This window comes from Mycetocola sp. Y791 (genome assembly GCF_059445325.1).
In genome coordinates this window covers 332666-353187 of the sequence record NZ_JCAIUC010000004.1, presented here as the reverse complement: position 1 = coordinate 353187, position 20522 = coordinate 332666, and the positions used below count along the sequence as shown (strand labels likewise).

Sequence of the window (20522 nt, the reverse complement as noted above, 5' to 3'; positions counted from 1 at the left end):
GAACCTCCGTTGGCTACTCAAAGCCAGACTACTGATCCGTGCCTGAAATTGCTGGTTCGCTGACCGTGATCGATCAGGCTGTCGCCGCGGCATCCTGTGTCGCAACGCCGTTCTTCGACGCATCGGCGACGGGGAAGAGTGCGTCGAGGAACTGCGTGACCCAGGCGATCAGCTCAGCGTCGCCGAGCTTCTCGCCGTGCTTGTCTGGCATCGGCACGATCAGGGCGTTGGCCTGGGCGAGGTACTTGCCACCCGGATACATCCGCCTGAGACGTGCCTGCAGCGAATCGGGCAGGTTCGCCGGCGCTGCCCGAAGGTTCGATCCCATCGCAACGAGCTCGCTGAGTCCGGCGCGCTGGGCACGCTGGCGCAGGCGCGACACGGCGATGAGGTTTTGTACCTGCGCCGGAGGCTCGCCGTACCTGTCGGTCAGCTCGTCGATGACGAGGGCGATCTGGTCGTCCGCCGCGGCGGGCGCGCTCGCGGCCGACAGCTTTTGATACGCCTCGAGCCGCAGCCGCTCGCTGTCGACGTAGTCCTCGGGAATGTGGGCGTCGACGGGCAGCTCAAGCCGAAGCTCGGTCTGCCCCTCGGCCACGTCGCCGCGGAACTCGCTTACGGCCTCCCCGATCATCCGGAGATACAGATCGAATCCGACGCCGGCGATGTGCCCCGCCTGCTCGCCTCCGAGCAGGTTACCCGCTCCGCGGATCTCGAGGTCTTTCATGGCGACCTGGATTCCGCTGCCGAGTTCGTTGTTCGCCGCGATGGTCGAGAGCCGGTCGAGAGCGGTCTCCGACAGCGGCTTGTTCTCGTCGTAAAGGAAGTAGGCATACGCACGCTCGCGTCCGCGGCCGACCCGGCCACGGAGCTGGTGCAGCTGGCTGAGCCCGTACTTGTCGGCACGGTCGATGATGATGGTGTTGGCGTTCTGGATGTCGAGACCGGTCTCGATGATGGTCGTGCAGACGAGCACATCGAACTTGCGCTCCCAGAAGTCGACCACGACGCGCTCGAGTGTCGCCTCAGACAACTGGCCGTGAGCGACGGCGATGCGGGCTTCCGGCACGATCTCGGCGAGTTGAGCAGCGATCCTGTTGATGCTCGATACCCGGTTGTGCACGAAGAAGACCTGGCCTTCCCGCAGCAGCTCCCGGCGGATGGCGGCTCCGACCTGCTTGTCGCTGTACGGACCGACAAAGCTGAGAATCGGATGCCGTTCCTCCGGCGGCGTGGCGAGCGTCGACATTTCGCGGATGCCGGTGACCGCCATTTCGAGGGTGCGCGGAATCGGGGTCGCGCTCATGGCGAGAATGTCGACGTTCTTCTTGAGCTTCTTGAGTGCGTCTTTGTGCTCGACGCCGAACCGCTGCTCCTCGTCGATGATGACGAGGCCAAGGTCCTTGAACTTCATGCCCTCGCTGAGCAACCGGTGGGTCCCGATGACGACGTCGACGGTTCCACGCTCAAGACCATCACGCGTTTCCTTGGCTTCCTTGGCGGTCTGGAACCGGCTGAGTGCCCGGAGATGCACGGGGAACCCGGCGAATCGCTCGGAGAATGTCTCGAAGTGCTGCTTGACGAGCAGGGTCGTCGGCACGAGCATCGCGACCTGTTTGCCGTCCTGGACCGCTTTGAATGCCGCGCGAATTGCGACCTCGGTCTTTCCGAAGCCGACGTCGCCCGACAGCAACCGGTCCATCGGGATGGGCCGCTCCATGTCGGCCTTGACCTCGTCGATGGTGGTCAGCTGGTCTGGCGTCTCCGCGAACGGGAAGGCCTCCTCGAGTTCGCGCTGCCACGGGGTGTCCGGGCTGAACGCGAATCCCTTCGACGCCATGCGCGCCGAGTACAGCTTGACGAGGTCGACGGCAATGTCGCGGACCGCCTTGCGGGCACGGCCCTTGGCCTGGGACCAGTCGCTCCCGCCCATCTTCGACAGTTGCGGTGCTTCACCGCCGACGTAGCGGCTGAGCAGGTCGAGCTGGTCGGTTGGCACGAGCAGCTTGTCGCCCGGGTACCCGCGCTTGGACGGCGCGTACTCGATCGTCAGGTATTCGCGGCGGGTCTTGGTCGCGTTGCGTCCGCCGCTTGACACCTCACGCTGGGTGAGTTCGACGAACTTGCCGATGCCGTGTGTCTGGTGGACGACGTAGTCCCCCGCTTTGAGTTGCAGCGGGTCGACGACGTTCTTGCGCCTCGATGCGAGCTTCTTGACCTGCCGCGAGTCGTAGCCGATGGTGCGCCCATAGAACTCGTTCTCACCGAGCAGCGCGAGTTTGATCTCGGGAAGCTCGAAGCCGGACTCGGTCGTCGCCTGCAGCAGATACGCGACTCCGGGCTCAGGGGACTCGGGGAACTCGTCCACCCGGCGGGCGGCGACCTCGTGCTCGGCGAGCACGTCGACGGCGCGCTCGACCAGCCCGACACCCCGCGCCGTGATGGCGACCGTCCAACCTTCGCGCAGCCGCTCGGCCACGTGGGCGATCGCTCCGTCCACGTTGCCGGAGAAACTGGGGACGGTCTCGGCCTCGACCCGCACGGTGAGCAGTTCGTCCAGCTCACGCTCTTCGGGCAGCACGTCGCCAGGGCCCTGCTGGAAGGTGCTGAACGTCCACCAGGGATGGTCAGATGCTGGCTCGCCCGGCCTCGTGAACTTCGTGGCGTCCCTCAGGTCGCCGAGGGTGATGAACTCGCCGCTCGCGAGGTCGATGGGCGCCTGCGCTCCCGCCGTTGCTGCGCTCCACGCGGCGGCGAGGAACTCCCGGTTGGTCTCGGCCAGGCTGATCGCACGAGACGCGACGCGTTCGGGTGAGATCACGGCGACCGCGGTGCCCGCGGGGAAATAGTGGCTGACCGGGACGAGCCGGTCGAGGAGGGCGGGCGCCAGGGACTCCATCCCTTCGACGGGGATGCCGTTGGCGATCTTCTCGAGCATTCCGGACATGCTCGGGAACTCGTGCTGCATTTCCCTGGCGCGTTGGCGCACCGAGTCGGAGAGAAGCAGTTCGCGGCTCGGCGGCAGCTCGATGCGCTCGATGACCTCGGGAGTCGACCGCTGGTCCGCGACCGAGAATTCCCGGATCTGCTCCACCTCGTCGCCGAAGAACTCCACTCGATAGGGGTGCTGCGCTGTCGCGGGGAACACGTCGAGGATGCCGCCGCGCACCGCGAACTCACCCCGGCGGGACACCATGTCGACCCGAACGTAAGCGAGATCGACCAGTTGCACAGCGAGCGCTGCGAGGTCGTGGCCCCGGGAACCCGCGATCAGCTCGATTGGTGCGATGTCGGTGAGGTTGTCGGCGACGGGCTGGAGAGCCGCGCGTACCGACGCGACGACGACGAGCGGGGTGTCGCCCTGCCACAGCTTCATGGTGCGCAAGGCAGCGAGCCGTTTGCCGACGATCTCGGCGCTCGGGCTCAGCCGCTCGTGCGGGAGTGTCTCCCACGCCGGGAAGTCGACGATCGTGGCATCCGGAACAACATCGCCGATGGCCGCCCGAAGCAACTCGGAGTCACGACCGGTCGGGGTGACGACAAACAGGGATGCCGGTCGTTCGGACTTTCTCCTGGCATCGATGAGACCGGCGAGCAGGGGCGCGCGTAACCCGTCGGTGACCGAGAAATCGGCGTCACGGGTCGCGTAGGAAAGTGCGTTGTCAAAGGTGGAGGCGCGCGAAAGTGCTGCGATTAAGCCCGAAAGGATCACCGGATCAGTCTACGCGCGCTCACTGACAGCACGCCGAGCCGCCGGGTGCCTCACGCCGGCGAGTGCACCTTCAGCTGGGCAGCGGCGAGGCCGTCTGTGGCAATGAGTTCGACGGCGTCTGCGGCATCGGACAGGAGTGTCCCAAGGGCGGCACGCTCGGACGCGCCGAAGTCCTTGAGCACGAAGTCCGCCGGGTCCTGACGGCCGGGTGGCCTGCCGATGCCCACGCGAACACGAATGAAGTCGGGGGTGCCTGCGGCTTTGGCGATGTCGCGGAGGCCGTTGTGGCCGCCGTGTCCACCGCCGGACTTGAGCTTGAGGGTGTCGAACGGAATGTCGAGTTCGTCGTGCACGACGATGAGCTGCGACGGGTCGAGGGAGTAGAACTTGAGGAGCGCGGCAACGGGGCCGCCGGAGAGGTTCATGTAGCTGTTGGGTTTGGCGAGGATGAGCTTCGGTCCGCCAGGGGCGAGGAACCCTTCGGCGACGACCGCCGGCGTCTTGTGCCTGGTGAATTTGGTGCCGATTCTCGTGGCCAGTTCATCGACGACCATCTGACCGACGTTGTGGCGGTTGCCTGCGTAGGCCGGGCCCGGGTTGCCGAGTCCGACGACCAGCCAGGTGTTCTCAGCCACGATCGGCTCCCTCTTCCTGTTCCACCACATCGGTGAATCCTTCCTTCGACAGCGAGTCTGTGCCCTCGTTAAGGCGACGAACCTGCCGGTCCACAATTCGAAAATCGCGCACCGGCAGGCTCGTCAGGCTATCGACCGAGGTTACTCGGCGGCGGACTCGCCTTCGGCTTCGGCTTCTGCTGCAGCCTCGGCCTCTTCTTCGGTCTCTTCAGGCTCTGCGATGGCAACGACGAGCAGGTCGGGGTCGCTGAGCAGGCTGGAACCGCTCGGCAGCGTGACGTCCTTCGCGAGGATCTGAGCGCCGACCTCGAGGCCCTCGATCGACACGACGAGGTGCTCGGGGATGTGTGTCGCCTCAGCCTCGATCGACAGGGTGGTCGCGTCGCGGTTGATAGCCGAGCCCGGTGCAGGCTCGCCTTCGATGTGGACGGGGATGTCGACGACAACCTTCTCGCCCTTGATGACGACGATGAGGTCGAGGTGCTCGATGATGCGGAGCACGGGGTCCTTCTGGACGTCCTTGACGAGGGCCAGGCTCTCGACGCCGTCGATGTCGAGCTCGAGGAGCGCGTTCGACTTGCGGATGATGAGGCCGATCTGGTGCGCCGGGAGGGCCAGGTGCTTCGGCTCGGTGCCGCGGCCGAACATGACGGCGGGGATCTTGCCTGAAGCGCGGAGCTTGCGGGCAGCACCCTTGCCGAACTTGGTGCGGGTTTCTGCGACTACTTTGTTGTCGTCAGCCATGGTGATTCTCCTTTGGTGAGCCTTACAGCTCTTCGCTTACCGGAGCTATGCTCCGTGGGTCTGGTGCGAGGGCGGCGGACCGGCCTCGGTTCAACTCGAACGCATGTCAGCGTGAGGAAAAGCCAGTTCTTGGGTAAGAAAAGTAAGTGCCTTGCCCACCGCGTCGATAACGGATGCCGCAGTGCCCGTAAGCGCACAGCATCCCTCGCCGAAGTTCAGTCGCCCAGTCTACAGCATCCGTCGGGCGCCCCGCTGCGTCAGGCGCCAGCCGCGCCCTCGTCCGCTCGCGCCTCCTCGCCCTCCCGGACGCCCTCTCCCGCCCGGATCCTCGTGACGGCATCATCGACGATGGCCGCGACCGGCCTGTCGATGTCGACGACGATGCCCGGCTCGTCGTCGGCGAGCGGTTCCAGGATCGCGAACTGCGAGTCGAGCAGGCTCGGCGGCATGAAGTGTCCGCTCCTGCCCTCGATCCGGGAGGCGAGCACGTCACGGCTGCCGTCCAGGTGGACGAACCTCGCCTGTGGCGCGCTCTCGAGAATCGCCTCGCGGTACGCGCGCCGCAGCGCGGAGCAGGCGATGACCATCCCGCCGGCGCCGCCGGCATCGGCCAGCGTCCGACCAACCAGGGCGAGCCACGGCCAGCGATCGGAATCGTCGAGAGGATGCCCGGCAGCCATCTTCTCGATGTTCGACTGCGGGTGCAGGGCATCTCCGTCGACGAACGGCACCCCGAGGGCACCGGCGATGAGGGCGCCGATCGTGCTCTTTCCCGATCCGGACACCCCCATCACAATGATCTGCAAGTGGGGCGTGGTCTGCTCTGACATTTGCCGAATCTACCGTCTACCAGTCGTGAACTGTACCGTCGGCGAGACGGTTGTACGGCAGGTATGCGGTTTCGTAGGGGTACTTGCCTGCCTCGTCGACGTTGAGTTCCACCCCGATGCCCGGCTTATTGCCCGGGTGCAGCATTCCGTCGTTCCAGGTGAATGACTGCTCAAAGACACTGTTGGTCTTCTCACCGTGCTGCATGTACTCCTGGATACCGAAGTTGTGAATCGACATGCCGAGGTGCATGGCCGCGGCCATCCCGACGGGCGAGATGTCCGTCGGCCCGTGCATGCCCGACTTGATCTGGTACTGCGCCGCATAATCGAGGACCTTCTTGAGGTGCGAAATTCCACCGGTGTGGGTGACAGCGCTGCGCACGTAGTCGATGAGCTGTTCCCGGATGATCTGCTGGTAGTCCCAGACAGTGTTGAAGATCTCACCGATCGCAAGCGGTGTCGTGGTGTGCTGGCGCACGAGGCGCAGGGCCTCGGGGTTCTCGGCCGGCGTGCAGTCCTCGAGCCAGAACAGGTCGTACGGCTCGAGCGACTTCCCCAGCGTCGCGGCCTGGATGGGCGTCATCCGGTGGTGGCCGTCGTGGAGCAGCGGGATCTCCGGGCCGAACTCGTTGCGCACGGCCTCGAACACTGTCGGAACGTGCCGCAGGTAGCTGCGGGTGTCCCAGTCCTCCTCGTTGGGCAGCGCGCCGCGCTGGGCCGGCTCGTGGTCGTAGCGGACGCCCTTGTTCGCCTCGAATGTCGCGTTTGACGCGATGCCGTAGATCGACTTCAGCCCGGGGACCCCTGTCTGGATCCGGATCGATTTGTAGCCCTGCTCCTGGTGCTCGCGCACGCTGTCGAAGAGTTCGGGGAGGGTCTTGCCCGAGGCGTGGCCGTATGCCATCAGCCCCGTGCGCGATGCGCCGCCGAGCAGCTGGTACAGCGGCATCCCGGCGACCTTCGCCTTGATGTCCCACAGCGCGACGTCGACAGCGGCGATGGCCGCCATGGTGACCGGCCCGCGGCGCCAGTACGCACTGCGGTAGAGGAACTGCCAGGTGTCCTCGATGTTGTGGGCTTCGCGGCCGATGAGGAGAGGCACGACATGCTCGGTCAGGTACGAGACAACGGCGAGTTCGCGACCGTTGAGTGTCGCGTCACCCAGGCCGGTGACCCCGTCCTCTGTCGTGAGCTTGAGCGTGACGAAGTTGCGGTCAGGACTTGTGACGATGACGTCGGCTTTTTCGATCTTCATTGATTTCCTTCTGCGTTGCGACGGCGAACGGATCTACGCCGAGCGTATCGGTGGTGGTCAGTCGGTGGGTGGCGTCGTGTGCTGGCCGCGGTTCACTGTGAACGCGGCTGTTGACAGCGAGGGGTCGATCGGAGTTGCCGCACCGTGCCGGTCACGGCGCTCGGCGATCTCGGCAACGATTTCTTTATGCTTCGCGTCGGTCAGCGGGTAGAAGTACATAATGGCGATGGCGATGATGCTCGCGACAACCGGGATGAGTCCGGCTCCGGCGCGGATGCCCCACACAGCCTGTTCTGACTGGGCGGCCGCGTTTGCGACGTACCCACCCCAGGCCAGGGCGTATGCGGCGAGTGCCCCGCCGACCGCCTGGCCCGCCTTCCTGGTGAATGAAAACAGTGCGTAGACGATGCCCTCCGCGCGAACGCCGGTCTTCCACTCGCCGTACTCGACAGTGTCGGCCTCGAGTGCCCACACCAGCATGTTGACGAGGACGATTCCGAGCTGGCAGACGACGAGTCCGGAGAAACCGAGCCAGACCATGCTCGGCGGCGCGAGGAAGACGATCACTCCGCCGACGCCCATGACAGCGCCGCCGGTCATGTACGCGGTGCGCTTGCCGAAGACGCGGACGATCTTCGGCACGAATCCGGCGAGGCCGAAGACCATGACGAGCTGGATGACCGAGAAGAGTGCGTAGAGGGGCAGGGCGTTGAGCACGTCGCGCAGGTAGTACAGCTGCACGGTGCTGAGAGCGAGCATGCCGGTGAGGAAGACGAATGAACTGATGCAGAGGAGCACGAGCGGCTTGTTGTTGCGAAGAATCGCGAAGCTCTGCTTCATCGTGACGTGGGGCACATCGCGCTTCACACGCTCCCTTGCCGTAAACGCCGTGAAGAAGTAGAGGGCGGTGCCGACGACAACGAAGCCGAGCGTCATGAAGGTGAAAATCGACTGCAGGTCGTTTTCAGGGGTGATCAACGGTGCGACGAAGATACCGAGCGCTGCGCCGACGATCATGGCTCCGACGGTTCGAGCGCTCGCCAGCTTGGTCCTCTCCCCGGGGTCCTGAGTCATCGCACCGGCAAGCGAGCCGTATGGGATGTTGACGAGGCTGTACGCCAGTCCCAGAGCCGCGTATGTGAGGTACGCGTAGACGAGAACGCCGGTCTCACCAATTTGTGGAATAGAGAAGGTCGCGACACTGAGCAGGAGGAGCGGAACCGACCCGAACATGAGAAACGGACGGAACTTGCCGAACCGCTTGCTGTAGGTGCGGTCGACGATTCGGCCGGCGAAAAGGTCGGCAAATGCATCGAAGATGCGCACAACGAGCAGCAGCGTTCCTGCAGCGGCGGCGGAGATCCCCGCGACATCCGTGTAGTAGATCAGGAGGAACATCGTGGCTGTCGTGAACGCCAGGTTGTTCGCGGCGTCTCCAGCGCCATAGCCGATGATGCTGATCTTCGACAGCGCGCCCGTTGCCGGCGAAGCGTGTGAGACCGGTGTGGGTGGCGGGGTGGTCGTGGATGTCATGGGGCTCCTTTACCCGACGGGCAGTTGTTACTGCGCGTCCAATGATCCGACTGCGAGGGGGGCACGTGCCTTCAGTGCCCGTTCGTGAGTATCGGCAACCTCACCGTTTCTGGTGCTCGCCATGGTGGTGAGGTTGCCGAGAATTGGGGCGCGAGATACGCGCCGGGTCACAGCACGGAAGACGGACACGGCGGCCGGGTTCACGAGCGAACGATGCCGACATGATGCCCTCCTTTGCGCGCCGTTGCGGACCGCATCCTTGCGAGAAATGTGTGCTGCAGGTGATGGTTCCTGAAACCGTGATGACGACAAGTCAAGCACGATTACCGCCAATTGGCAAGCGGTTGCCAAGCATCGTGGCGCAAGTGTGCATATCGGCGGATTTGTCGGGTCAGGAGCGCGTCGGAACTGCCTGTTCGGCGACGGAACGGATGCCGTCGAGCACCGCAGCATCGTCCACAAGCCGCTGGTCGATGACGCGCACCAGCTCGGCGAGCGCGTCACCGTCTGAGCCGAGCGCCGCGGTGACATCGGCCGACGACGCGTCCGGGAGATCCGCGCCTGAGAGCACAAGCGCCACCCAGGTTCCCACAGCACGGATAGCCGCATGACCACTCCGACCCGCTGCCCTCTCCGCAAGGATGATCGGGGCGGCTCGCACCCGGAGTTTCGTGACGCCGTCCGTGCCGATCTGAGCCAGCCGGTGTTCAATGCGGGCGTTCTCGAAGCGGTCAAGGAGCGCGGAACGGTAGGCGTCGAGATCGAGACCGTCGCCGAGGTGCTCGGTCGCCTCGTCCCAGAACTCGATCACCCAGGCACGACACTCGGGGTCGGCGACGGCCGATGCGACGGTCTCATGGCCACGCAACCTGCCCGCGTACGCAAGCAGGCTGTGCGCCCCGTTGAGCAGCCAGAGTTTACGTCTCTCGAACGGCTCGATGTTCTCGACAAAACGCGCGCCCGCCTTTTCCCAGTCGGGGCGGCCGGCCGGAAATCCGCCGGAGAGGACCCAGTCCCTGAACGGTTCGGTGACAACAGGAGCGTTGTCACGGAAGCCGGTCAGGGTCGTCGCTGTCTCGAGATCTCGCGGGGTGGTTTTCGGGGTGATCCGATCGACCGAGGTCGAGACGAACGACACGTCCTTCGCGATCCACTCGGCGGTCGCCGTGTCGACGAGTTCGGCGAGAGCGAGCACGCCCTGTCTCACGAACGATCCGTTGTCTGGCATGTTGTCGCAGGGGACGATGGCGATCGGCCCTCCCCCGGCGACGCGCCGCGCATGCAGGCCGAGCAGGAGCCGGCCCAGGGTTGTGACAGGGCCGTCGTCATATGAGGACGGCAACGCGCCAGACAGCGCCGCTGTCAGCCAGTCGATGTCATCCTGAACCGCAGCGTCGTCACGGTTCGGCCGACCGTCGGAGGTGAGGCGGTAACCGGCCTCGGTCACCGTGAGCGTGACCAGTGCGGTCTCCGGCGCGGCAACCAGTTCGACGAATCGATCCAGGTCTGCACCATCATGAGCCTCGACGATGCTCGAGACCGTCATCGCGGTGTCCTTTTCGGCGGAGCGTTCGATGAGTGTGTATAGCCCGTCCTGCGGCGCGAGCTCGTCGGCCGCCGTTCGGCTTCGGCCGGTGAAGGCGGCGATCCCCCATTCCCCTGCCGGATCGGAGACGTCGGTGTACCAGGCCTGGTGTGCGCGGGAGAATGCGCCGAGGCCCATGTGAACGATGCGAACGCGGGGTGCGGCATCCGCTCGTCCGGTTTCAAGGCCGAGGGAGGCGCGCGTGAGGCGTGGAGCTTGAGCGTTCGTCACAGTTTGAAGACCTTTCGAGGCAGTGAGTCGACGAGGTCGACGATAATCCGACCCGCTGTCGCTTCGTCGATCCGGCCCTCGCGCACGAGGCGGGCGAGGAATGCCGAGTCGAGTCTGCGTGCCATGTCGTGCCGGGCGGGGATGGAGAGGAAGGCGCGGGTGTCGTCAATGAACCCTGAGCTGCGATAGAAGCCGGCGGTCTCGGTCACCGCCGAACGGAAGCGGAGCACGGAGTCCGGGGCGTCGAGGAACCACCACGGTGCACCGATGTAGACGCTCGGATAGAAACCGGCGAGTGGGGCGACCTCGCGGGAGTAGACGGTCTCATCGACGCTGAACAGAACCAGGTGGAAGTCGGCGTTGTTGCCGTACTTTTCGAGCAGGGGACGCAGGTTCTCGACGTAGGTTGTCGTCACGGGGATGTCGTGGCCCGTGTCGGGGCCGAACGCCGCGAACGTCTCACTTGAGTGGTTGCGGTAGACACCGGGGTGCACGGTCATCACGAGGCCGTCGTCACAGCTCATGCGCGCACTCTGGAGCAGCATGTGGCCCGCGAACACCCGGGATTCAGCTGGCGTCAATTTTCCGGCGAGTCCCTTCTCGAACAGAGCACCGGCCTCGGCGGTATCGAGGTCGACGGTGAGCGGTTCGAGTACACCATGGTCAGCAGACACCGCGCCGTTCTCGACGAAGTATCGCCTGCAGCCAGCGAGCGCGTCGAGGTAGCCGGCGAAGCTACCGACGGCGGATCCGTTCCACTCGGCGAGCGCAGCGACACGGTCCGTCCAGCCTGGCGTCGCCGGGTTGAGGTACGCGTCAGGGCGGAACGTCGGCAGCACCCTGCCGGTGAAGCCCGGGTCCGCGGCGAGCGCCCTGTGCGGTGCGAGCGAATCCATCGGGTCGTCCGTCGTCGCGAGCACCTCGATGTTGAACCGGGAGAAGAGCGCCCGTGGCCGGAAGTCGTCGGTGTCGAGTGCCGCCTGGATCTCGTCGTAAATAGCATCAGCGGTCTCGGTACTCGGCTGTACGTCGATGCCGAAGATCTGCGAAAACGTCGACTGCAGCCAGTACCCGGATGCCGTGCCGGCGTAGAGGTGCCAGTTCTCACTGAACGTGCGCCACACCTCACGGGGTGAAGCGACAGCCTCGCCTGACGCCCGGTTCGGGACACCCAGCTCGCTGAGGTCGATGCCGGCGGCGTGCATCAGCCGCGTCACATAGTGGTCATAGCGGATGAACAGCTCGGCCGGGTCGGGGAACGGCTTGTCCTCGACGAGGATCGCCGGATCGACGTGGCCGTGCGGCGAGATGATCGGGAGGCTCTCAACGTGCTCGAACAGTGTCCTGGCGACGGCGCGGGTTGCGGGGTCGGCGGGAAACAACCGGTCCGGGTCGAGTTGCAGCTTCATTGATACACCTTCATCTGAATAAATTTCGCCCAACCAGCGGGGAGTGTCAACCGGTTGCCAAACATCCTAACCCCATGACAGACTGAGCGGAAGACAGCGGCCCTTTCGGCCGCTGCGGCAATCGGCTTCCAACGAGGGAAGCGACGAATCCAATGGAGGAACCCACGTGGCCACAATCGGCGTCCAGGCAATGATGCTCAAAGACAGTTTCGCCCAGAACGGCACGTTCGAGACGCTCCGCAGGATCACCGACATCGGCTATCACGCCGTCGAAGTGTCTCAGGTTCCGATGACGGCCGAGAACGTTTCCGAGCTGGCCCGCGCGCGGGACGAGCTCGGCATGAATATTGCGTCACTCTCAGCCTCGCTCCGCGTCGCCCCCGGCATGCCGGGCGAATCGCTGTCGACTGACTTCGACAAGATCGTTGCGGATTGCCGCGCACTCGACACGACGATGCTGCGCATCGGGATGCTGCCATTCGATGCCATGGTGTCGCTCGATAAGGTCCTCGAGTTCTGCGACGAGACCAACGCGGTCGCCCGCCGACTGGCCGACGAAGGCATCAGCCTGTACTACCACAATCACCACATCGAGTTCGCGAAGTACGAGGGCAAGCACCTTCTCGACATCATCGCCGACCGCGCGCCAGACATGGGACTGGAGATCGACGTGCACTGGGTACAGCGCGGCGGCCTCGACCCCGTCGGTACGATCCGCAAGTACCGCGACCGCGTCGCCATGGTGCACCTCAAGGACTACCGGATCGGGAAAATCCCCGACGAGGCGTTCGCGGCACTGGCCACCGGCGACTTCCCGACGTTCATGGCCGCGTTCACGGGCGTCGTCCAGTTCGCCGAGGTCGGCGAGGGCAACCTCGATTTCCGCGCCATCATCGAGGAGAGCCTGGCGAGCGACGTGCAGTATCTCCTCGTCGAGCAGGACGATCTTTACGGAAGGGACGTCTTCGACTGCCTCCAGACCTCACACGACAACCTCGTCGGACTCGGCTACGGCGACCTGTTCTAGAAACTCGCTCCCGACGGAAAACGGATGCCGCCTCGCGATCACGCGGGACGGCATCCGTTGTGAGACCTGCCGGAGCGCTCAGGACGCAGCGGGGCCCGTCGATTGACGGATGACGAGCTCGGTCTCGATCTTCTCCTCCGACTCGCTGCCATCGTCGCCGGCCCCTCCGGCCACGAGCGCCAGGGCACGCCGGACGGCACGCGCACCGGCCCGGTCGAGGGGGGTGCGAATCGTGGTCAGCGCCGGTGTCGTGAAGTCTGACCCGAAGATGTCGTCGAAGCCGACGATGCTGAACTGCTCAGGCACCGAGATGCCTTCCTCGCTCGCCGCGCGGAGCAGGCCGATGGCCATGAGGTCGTTGTATGCGACAACGGCGGTGACACCGGACGCGAGGATCCGGGTGAGGGCGGCACGGCCGCCGTCGAGAGTCGGAACGCCTGGACCGATCTCGACGACGTTCATTCCGCGCGCGACAGCTTTGTCGAGGAGGCTCGTCCAGCGGGTCGAGCTCATCCACGAGTTGGCGGGGCCGGAAAGGTAGGCAATCGACTTGTGACCGAGCGACTCGAGGTGCTCGAGCGCTCCATCGATGCCGGGGTCGACATCAGGGAGCACGCTCGACACTCCGTCGACCTCCCTGTTGATCAACACGAGGGGTTTGTGTGCGGCGAGGCGCTGGATCTCTTCGTCGCGAAGCCGGGTCGTTCCGAGGATCAGCCCGTCAACGGACGGCTGGATCCGCTCGGCGGTGGTCGCCTCCCGCTCCCCCGACTCCTGGGATTCGGCGATGACGAGCGTGTAGCCCTGCTCCGCAGCGGCGTGTTCGGCTCCGCGCACAATGCCGAAGATCATCGGGTTCGTGATGTCGGCCAGGAGGAGGCCCAGCGTGCTCGTCCGCCCGGTCGGGAGCGCGCGGGCCATCGGGTTGAGCCGATAGTTGAGTTCCTTCGCCGCGGCGTGGATTCGCTCCTCGGTCTTGATGTTGATCCGGCCCGGCTGGCTGAGGGCTCGGGACACCGTCGACGGATTTACACCGGCGAGCTCGGCGACGTCGTAGATCGTCGGCGCGTTCTTCCCCGGTCGCCCCGCGCGCGAGCGCGCTTTGGGAGCCCCTGCGATGGGGTCGTTCTCGGCGATCTCACGCGGCACGGCTACTCCTTTGGACGTGCACAATGCACGCTGCCCGGCGGGCCTTCTCGGAAGTTCTACGGTAGCGCACGGCTCATCACCCAGCGGGCGAACCCCGCGGCGCTCCGGCCGCGGGGTCCGATCACTTCTTACGACCGGACGGGAAACTTGCCCTCGTCAGCGATGCGCTTGTTGAGTTCCGCGAGGTACTCGCTCTCGTCGAAGTCGAGCGGGACTTCCTTCCCGGTCCAACTGGAGAGGTGGATGGCGTTCGCGAGGCGAACACCCCGAATGCCGTCGGACCCGGGCGCCAGCAACGGTGTGCCGTCGAGGATGTTCGCCGCGAAGTTTTCGAGCACACCCGCGTGCTGGTCGCCCCACGCGGACTCGAACTCGATCGTCTCCGTCGTGTAGAACTCGGTCGAGTCGAGCTGCCCCATGAAGAGCTTGCCAACGTCCTGCATGGACATGCTCTCCGAGAGTTCACGCTCGGGTTTTGCCAGGCGAGTCACGGTCGCTGTCTTGCTGTTTTCGACGACGATTTTGCCCGCGTCTCCCAGGATTTCGAACCGGTCGGTGCCGATGAGATCGTGGGTCGCCGTGACAAACACGCCGGTGCGTCCGTCGCCGTAGTCCACGACAGCGGTCACTTCGTCTTCGACGGCAATGTCGCGGCGGAACCCGTAGGCGACCTTGGAGAAGACCTTCTCCGGGACTCCACAGATCCACTGCCAGAGGTCGAGTTGGTGCGGTGCCTGGTTGACGAGCACTCCGCCGCCCTCTCCGCCCCAGGTGGCGCGCCACTCGCTCTGGTTGTAGTACCCCTGCGGGCGCCACCAGGTCGTGATGATCCAGTTACTCCGGCGGATCTCGCCGATCTCCCCGGCGTCGACGATCTCCTTGAGCCGGCGGTAGAGCGGGTTGTTGCGCTGATTGAACATGATGCCGAAGCTCAGGTCAGGCACCGTCTCGGCGAACGCAAGCAGTTCGCTGACCTGTTTGGTGTAGACACCCGCGGGCTTCTCGACGAGCGCGTGGATGCCACGCGACAGCGCGTCGATCCCCATTTGCGGGTGCAGGAAGTGTGGAACCGTCGTGACGACGGCATCGACGTCGCCGCTCTCGAGCAGCGCGATGTAGTCGTCGTAGAACGCGGTGTCCGGATAGGCCGCGCGAACGACATCCGCTTTGGCAGGGTCGATGTCAGCGATGGCCGTTACGACCATGTTCGGGACCATGCCGTCGGCGATGAACTTCGCGTACATCGATCCCTGCGTACCGAAACCGATGATTCCGAGTCGAACTTTCTGCGTCATGAAAGAGTTTTCCGTTCTGTGGTTTCCTGCGTCCACCCGGCTCGTTCCGGGTAAGACTGGTCGTAGACGTCCTGAATGATGTCGAATGATTTGCGCGCCTCGGCCGGATCGATCCAGAACCGAACGCCGGTATCGAGCGCCGAATAGAAGTCACGAATGAGCAGCTCGTGGGACACACCCCAATACGAACGCTCGCCAGCAGCGAGCGTCCGCTCGGATACGGTCTCCACCCGGCCGTCTGCCCACGTCACGGTCAGGGCACCGCGGAGGCTGAGCGTCGCCTTCTCGGTGACGATGTCGATGGCGACCGGGGCGTTGGCGACGTTGGCGAGCGTCGCGTAGAAGACGGTTCGAGCGCCGTTTGTGTGGGTAAGCACCATCTCGGCGGTGTCCTCGACCTCGATCACCTCGTCGAGCAGCCGGGTACTGGCGCTGCCGCGCACCGAGGCGACCGGCCCAACGAGCCACTGCACCAGGTCGACGGTGTGGATCGCCTGGTTCATGAGCAGACCTCCCCCGCCGGTCGCCCACCGGCCACGCCACGGACGATCTTCGTAATACTCGGCGCCACGCTGCCAGAGCACCGTTGCGGATGCCCCGATGATCGCCCCTGTCCTGCCGGAGGCCAGAAGCTCCCTGGCCGCCTGCACCGGGGCGTTGTACCGGTTCTGGAAGCACACGGCGATTCTGGCGCCGCTCTGTGACGCTGCCTCCGTCAACCGTGTTGCTTCCGCCCGGGTGTGGGCGAGAGGCTTTTCGAGCACAACCGAGATCCCCCGCTCGAGCGCGTCGACCGCGATCACCGCGTGCGTGTGATGCGGTGTGCAGATATGGACGACGTCAGGCCGAACCTCGTCGAACAGCCGCACGTGATCGTCGAAACCCGGGACGTTGAGAGCGGCGGATGCCGTGGCGAGCCTGGCAGGATCGGTGTCGCACACGGCAACGACGGCAGCATTCTCGAGGGCGGCGATCGCGGCGAAGTGAAGCGCTGCGATGTCTCCGCAGCCAATGACCGCGGCACGGGTGAGACCGGTCACTTCGTCGACACACCGATGCTGCGGAGTAGACCGTCGAATGCACGAGCGGCCTGGCCGAATGCGCTCGGTCCCGAAAACCCGCCGAGGGTGTGTGCCGCGTCGAGATGAGGCTCGAGCGAGGCGAAGCCCGTGTAGCCGTCGTCGCGCAGCGCGGTGAGGGTTGCCAGCACCTGCCCGTCTCCCTGGCCAGCGGGAACGACGGAGCCGGTCGCGGCATCCGCGTCCTTGACCTGGAGGTAGTCGAGGTACGGCCTCAGCATCGCGTAGCCGGCATCGTGGGGATTGGCGACGCCGACCTGCACGAAGTTCGCGCTGTCCCAGGCGAGCCGAAGAGCGCTCGAGGACACGGACTCAACGAGGTCGAGGACGCGCTCGGGAGTGTCGCCGTAGATGTCCTTCTCGTTCTCGTGGAGAAGGGTGATGCCCTCACGCTCGGCCTCATCGGCGAGCAGACGCATACGCACGAGCACGTCGTCACGGATGTCTTCTACCTCGACACCGTCGGCGCGGAAGAAGGAGAAAATCCTGATGTTGGGAGTGTCGAGTGCGTGAGCGACGCGGATGACGCGGCGCAGCCTCTGCACCTCCAGGTCGGCATCGAGCGAGACGTCGACCTTTCCGATGGGCGATGCGACGGCTGACGCCCGCATGCCTTCGGCGGAGAGAAGCATCGTGAGATCGGCGAGCTGATCATCGTCGAGGTCGACGACGTTGGTCCCCCACGCACTGCGCACCTCGATGTGTTCGCTGCCGAGGGCCTTGAGGACGGCGCTCTGGATCCGCGGGTCCGGGTCGATTTCGTCGCCAAAGCCGGAGAGGGTCCAGGTGACAGTGTCGGTCATTGCGTCGTCTCCGCCTTACGTGTTCGCGTCGTTGGGAACCAGCGGGACAAATCCGCGGGCCATGGGCCAACTCTAGGGGCCCATTGGGGTTTTGGCAACCGGTTGACAAAAAATCCGCTCCCGTGTCTGATGGAGGTAGCGACAGGTACCCGTTCGCCATTTCCGAGCGCAGGGACACCCCGCCGAGACCCTGTCTCAGGGGGCCGGGGTCTCGACACATTTGGCGCGGCTCCGACCACACCGTACGGTCACGGCAGACCGGTCATCTCTCGGGGCGGGAGCGCTCAGTTTGCTAGCGTTGACCCTGACCGGCACCACTGTGGCGCTCCAGATTCTCCCGCCGGCGACATCCGTTCACACTATTTCCACTGCATCACATCTAGAGGAGACCTTCATGGCCAACGCACAGGCAAACATCGGCGTGATCGGGATGGCGGTGATGGGATCGAACCTCGCTCGAAACCTGGCGAGCCGTGAGGGCAACACTGTTGCGATCTACAACAGGTCCCCCGAGAAGACGCGCGCCGTCGTTGCTGAGTTCCCCGAGGCCGGTTTCGTCGCGGCGGAGACGATCGAGGAATTCGCGGCGTCGCTCTCGAAGCCGCGGACCGCGATCATCATGGTGAAGGCTGGCGCTGGCACCGACGCTGTCATCAACCAGCTGACCGCGGTCTTTGAACCGGGCGACATCATCGTCGACGGCGGCAACGCACTGTTTACCGACACGATCCGCCGCGAGAAGGCAGTTCGCGAGACCGGGATCAACTTCGTGGGTGCCGGGATCTCCGGCGGCGAAGAAGGCGCACTCAAGGGACCGAGCATCATGCCAGGCGGCTCGGCGGAAGCGTGGGAGACCCTCGGACCGATCCTGAAGTCGATCGCCGCTGTCGCCGAAGGCGAGCCCTGCGTCACGCACGTGGGCACCGATGGTGCCGGCCACTTCGTCAAGATGATCCACAACGGCATCGAGTACGCCGATATGCAGCTCATCGCAGAGGCATACGACCTCATCCGCCGCGGCACGGGCAAATCCCCCGCCGAGATCGCCGATATCTTCACCGAGTGGAACAAGGGCGAGCTCGAGAGCTACCTCATCGAGATCACCGCCGAGGTCCTCCGTCAGGTCGACGCCACAACCGGACGGCCCCTCGTCGACGTCATCGTCGACCAGGCGGGCGCCAAGGGAACCGGAGCGTGGACCGTCCAGACGGCGCTCGACCTCGGCATCCCCGTTTCCGGCATCGCCGAAGCCGTGTTCGCACGGTCGCTGTCGTCCAAGCCGGACCAGCGCCGGGCCGCGGCGCACCTGCCGGGACCGTCGACGCCGTGGACGGTCGACGATGCAGACGCATTCGTCGAAGACGTGCGCCAGGCGCTCTACGCGTCGAAAATCATCGCGTACAGCCAGGGTTTCGACGAGATCGTCGCTGGTGCAGAGCAGTACAACTGGGACATCAAGAAGGGCGACATCGCCAAGATCTGGCGCGGCGGTTGCATCATCCGTGCCCAGTTCCTGAACCGAATCACCGAGGCATACGACCAGGACCCGGGACTTGTCGCACTCGTGACGGCACCGTACTTCACCGACGCCGTTTCGCGCACACAGGACGCATGGCGCCGGGTCGTCGTTGCGGCAGCGCAGGCCGGCATCCCATCCCCCGCCTTTGCGTCGTCACTGTCGTACTACGACGGTCTTCGCGCCGACCGGCTCCCCGCCGCCCTCATCCAGGGCCAGCGGGACTTCTTCGGCGCGCACACCTACCGTCGGGTCGACACCGAGGGCACCTTCCACACGCTGTGGTCGGGAGATCGGTCAGAGATCGAAGCGGCAGACACGCACTGATCTCCGTCTAACAGAACTCCTCAGATTACGGGCTCCCCGCACAGCGGGGGGCCCGTTCTCTTTGCGCGCGGCACACCAGCGGCCGGCTCCGAAATCCCTGTACGCTCGAGATTCACAGCCCGGCTCACCGAGGATCCCTGACATGACCAACACCCCAACGCTCGTCGCGACAGAAACCCGTCCAGCGGTGAGCTGGAAGCTCCTGCCAGGCATCCTGCTCGCACTGTCGGGATTCCTCATCTTCGGACTCGATGAGCGCCCGGCCGGCTACATCGCCCTCGCCGTCACGCTTCTCGCGGCGGTGCTCATTGACCGGCGTCTGGCCCGTGACCTCGTGCTCATCGCTGTCGGGCTGCTCGCGCTCAGCCTCGTTCCCATCAACACCGACATCGAGTGGGAGCACATGCTCCTCATGGGTGCTGCCCTTGCTGCGGCGGTGCTCATCCCCTACCTCGTGTCGCGGTTCGTCTACCGCGACCACGCCATCAGGTTCCCCGTTCTGACCGGAAAGCGCTGGACCAGGATCGAGTTCGGCTACCTCATTGCCGTCGTGATTCTCGGCTGGTTCCTGCTGCCGGTCTACATGATTCCGACGGGCGTCTACGAGAACTGGCCAGCGGCATCCGACCCAGGAAGTATCGCGCGGCTTTTCCTCGGAACCAACGCGCTCGGGATCTGGGACGAGCTGTTCTTCATCTGCACGACGTTCGCGCTGCTTCGGCGACACTTCCCGGACTGGCAGGCGAACCTGTTGCAGGCGGTCCTCTTCACGTCGTTCCTGTGGGAACTGGGATTCCACGCGTGGGGCCCGTTCATCATCTACCCGTTTGCGGTGCTGCAGGGATGGATCTTCCGCCAGACGAAGTCACTGAGCTACATCGTCAGCGTCCACCTGCTCTTCGACTTCATCCTGTTCCTCGTCCTGCTCCACGCCCACAACCGGGACTGGCTGGCAATCTTCCTCTACTAGCCGCACGACAGTTTGGTCGCGCCATGCGCTGCCTGCAGAATGGGAAGAACACCAGGGAGGCCACATGTCGGATTCAGAAATCGCACGGGACACAACAGCGCCGGTGCAGGACCAGCACCAGCAGCTGATCGACGACAAGATCGCCGGCATCCTCATTCAGGAGGAAGCCGACCTCGCCGGGCACGATGAAGCAGAGGTTCTCGAAGCACTGCGCGAGCGGTTCGCCGACGCGGGCATCGCCATCGCCGAGGACGACCTGCTTGAGAGCGCCGCCCGCATCGCCCGGTCGGACCTTCACGGCTTCTCAGGCTAGACGGCCTCGCGCCGTTCCTCGCTTCGTGAGAAACCGGCCACCCGGAAATCTTTAGACTCTTCCATTCTGGCGAAGGATTACCTACCATTTCGGTAGAAGATCCTCCCCG

At 64.9% G+C, this 20522-nt stretch carries 16 protein-coding genes; 4 read left to right on the top strand and 12 right to left on the bottom strand.

The annotated features are described in order from the left end of the window. Window positions 1-73 precede the first annotated feature (73 nt). From mfd to uxaC, 8 genes are all read right to left on the bottom strand, one after another. Entirely contained in the window at window positions 74-3712 is a 3639-nt protein-coding gene (mfd, locus tag AC1C2N_RS14725; protein WP_483404678.1) for a transcription-repair coupling factor, read from the bottom strand. Window positions 3713-3762: 50 nt separating this feature from the next. Then, window positions 3763-4377, bottom strand: a complete 615-nt coding sequence (pth, locus tag AC1C2N_RS14720) for an aminoacyl-tRNA hydrolase (RefSeq protein ID WP_483404679.1) — start codon at window positions 4375-4377, stop codon at window positions 3763-3765. A gap of 111 nt (window positions 4378-4488) precedes the next feature. Beyond that, on the bottom strand, window positions 4489-5091 hold the full coding sequence (locus AC1C2N_RS14715) for a 50S ribosomal protein L25/general stress protein Ctc (protein WP_495434388.1): 603 nt from the start codon (window positions 5089-5091) through the stop codon (window positions 4489-4491). A 257-nt stretch (window positions 5092-5348) separates the two neighbouring features. After that, complete coding sequence (locus AC1C2N_RS14710) at window positions 5349-5921, bottom strand: gluconokinase (RefSeq protein ID WP_495434387.1); 573 nt, start codon at window positions 5919-5921, stop codon at window positions 5349-5351. Window positions 5922-5937: 16 nt separating this feature from the next. After that, the gene (gene manD, locus AC1C2N_RS14705; RefSeq protein WP_483404682.1) at window positions 5938-7176 is read right to left on the bottom strand and encodes a D-mannonate dehydratase ManD; all 1239 of its coding nucleotides are present in this window, start codon (window positions 7174-7176) and stop codon (window positions 5938-5940) included. Between the two features lie 57 nt (window positions 7177-7233). Continuing rightward, window positions 7234-8709 carry a glucuronide transporter gene (uidB, locus tag AC1C2N_RS14700; protein WP_495434386.1) on the bottom strand — a complete coding sequence of 492 codons (1476 nt, stop codon included), beginning with the start codon at window positions 8707-8709 and terminating at the stop codon, window positions 7234-7236. Window positions 8710-9100: 391 nt separating this feature from the next. Further along, window positions 9101-10525, bottom strand: coding sequence for a mannitol dehydrogenase family protein (locus tag AC1C2N_RS14695; protein ID WP_495434385.1), 1425 nt, complete (start codon window positions 10523-10525; stop codon window positions 9101-9103). Then, complete coding sequence (gene uxaC / locus AC1C2N_RS14690) at window positions 10522-11934, bottom strand: glucuronate isomerase (RefSeq protein ID WP_495434384.1); 1413 nt, start codon at window positions 11932-11934, stop codon at window positions 10522-10524. The genes AC1C2N_RS14695 and uxaC overlap by 4 nt, the downstream gene beginning before the upstream one ends. Before the next feature lie 166 nt (window positions 11935-12100). On the opposite strand from uxaC, the gene AC1C2N_RS14685 reads away from it, so the two are divergent. Further along, window positions 12101-12961 (top strand): sugar phosphate isomerase/epimerase family protein, encoded by an 861-nt coding sequence (locus tag AC1C2N_RS14685; protein WP_495434383.1) that lies wholly within the window; start codon window positions 12101-12103, stop codon window positions 12959-12961. A 78-nt stretch (window positions 12962-13039) separates the two neighbouring features. On the opposite strand, the gene AC1C2N_RS14680 is transcribed toward AC1C2N_RS14685, so the two are convergent. The 4 genes from AC1C2N_RS14680 to AC1C2N_RS14665 form a co-directional block, all read right to left on the bottom strand. Beyond that, a complete protein-coding gene (locus AC1C2N_RS14680; RefSeq protein WP_495434382.1) occupies window positions 13040-14110 on the bottom strand; it encodes a LacI family DNA-binding transcriptional regulator in 1071 nt (356 codons plus the stop codon). Window positions 14111-14238: 128 nt separating this feature from the next. Further along, window positions 14239-15405: a Gfo/Idh/MocA family protein gene (locus tag AC1C2N_RS14675; protein ID WP_495434381.1), complete on the bottom strand. Its 1167-nt coding sequence runs from the start codon at window positions 15403-15405 to the stop codon at window positions 14239-14241. Further along, window positions 15402-16445, bottom strand: a complete 1044-nt coding sequence (locus tag AC1C2N_RS14670; RefSeq protein WP_495434380.1) for a Gfo/Idh/MocA family protein — start codon at window positions 16443-16445, stop codon at window positions 15402-15404. Before AC1C2N_RS14670 ends, AC1C2N_RS14675 begins: the two co-directional genes overlap by 4 nt. After that, window positions 16442-17287 (bottom strand): sugar phosphate isomerase/epimerase family protein, encoded by an 846-nt coding sequence (locus AC1C2N_RS14665; RefSeq protein WP_495434379.1) that lies wholly within the window; start codon window positions 17285-17287, stop codon window positions 16442-16444. Before AC1C2N_RS14665 ends, AC1C2N_RS14670 begins: the two co-directional genes overlap by 4 nt. 394 nt (window positions 17288-17681) lie before the next feature. Between AC1C2N_RS14665 and gnd the strand changes: the two genes are divergently transcribed. The 3 genes from gnd to AC1C2N_RS14650 all read left to right on the top strand — a co-directional run bounded on the left by gnd (window position 17682) and on the right by AC1C2N_RS14650 (window position 20413). Further along, window positions 17682-19130, top strand: a complete 1449-nt coding sequence (gnd, locus tag AC1C2N_RS14660) for an NADP-dependent phosphogluconate dehydrogenase (protein ID WP_483404691.1) — start codon at window positions 17682-17684, stop codon at window positions 19128-19130. Between the two features lie 142 nt (window positions 19131-19272). Further along, on the top strand, window positions 19273-20100 hold the full coding sequence (locus AC1C2N_RS14655; RefSeq protein WP_483404692.1) for a CPBP family glutamic-type intramembrane protease: 828 nt from the start codon (window positions 19273-19275) through the stop codon (window positions 20098-20100). 64 nt (window positions 20101-20164) lie between these two features. Next, complete coding sequence (locus AC1C2N_RS14650; RefSeq protein ID WP_483404693.1) at window positions 20165-20413, top strand: hypothetical protein; 249 nt, start codon at window positions 20165-20167, stop codon at window positions 20411-20413. The last annotated feature ends 109 nt before the right edge of the window (window positions 20414-20522 follow it).

Coding starts and splice junctions, on each gene's coding strand:
- pth (WP_483404679.1), bottom strand. CDS start 4,377: ATGTGGTGGAACAGGAAGAGGGAGCCGATCGTGGCTGAGAACACCTGG.
- AC1C2N_RS14715 (WP_495434388.1), bottom strand. CDS start 5,091: ATGGCTGACGACAACAAAGTAGTCGCAGAAACCCGCACCAAGTTCGGC.
- AC1C2N_RS14710 (WP_495434387.1), bottom strand. CDS start 5,921: ATGTCAGAGCAGACCACGCCCCACTTGCAGATCATTGTGATGGGGGTG.
- manD (WP_483404682.1), bottom strand. CDS start 7,176: ATGAAGATCGAAAAAGCCGACGTCATCGTCACAAGTCCTGACCGCAAC.
- uidB (WP_495434386.1), bottom strand. CDS start 8,709: ATGACATCCACGACCACCCCGCCACCCACACCGGTCTCACACGCTTCG.
- uxaC (WP_495434384.1), bottom strand. CDS start 11,934: ATGAAGCTGCAACTCGACCCGGACCGGTTGTTTCCCGCCGACCCCGCA.
- AC1C2N_RS14675 (WP_495434381.1), bottom strand. CDS start 15,405: ATGACGCAGAAAGTTCGACTCGGAATCATCGGTTTCGGTACGCAGGGA.
- AC1C2N_RS14665 (WP_495434379.1), bottom strand. CDS start 17,287: ATGACCGACACTGTCACCTGGACCCTCTCCGGCTTTGGCGACGAAATC.
- gnd (WP_483404691.1), top strand. CDS start 17,682: ATGGCCAACGCACAGGCAAACATCGGCGTGATCGGGATGGCGGTGATG.
- AC1C2N_RS14655 (WP_483404692.1), top strand. CDS start 19,273: ATGACCAACACCCCAACGCTCGTCGCGACAGAAACCCGTCCAGCGGTG.
- AC1C2N_RS14650 (WP_483404693.1), top strand. CDS start 20,165: ATGTCGGATTCAGAAATCGCACGGGACACAACAGCGCCGGTGCAGGAC.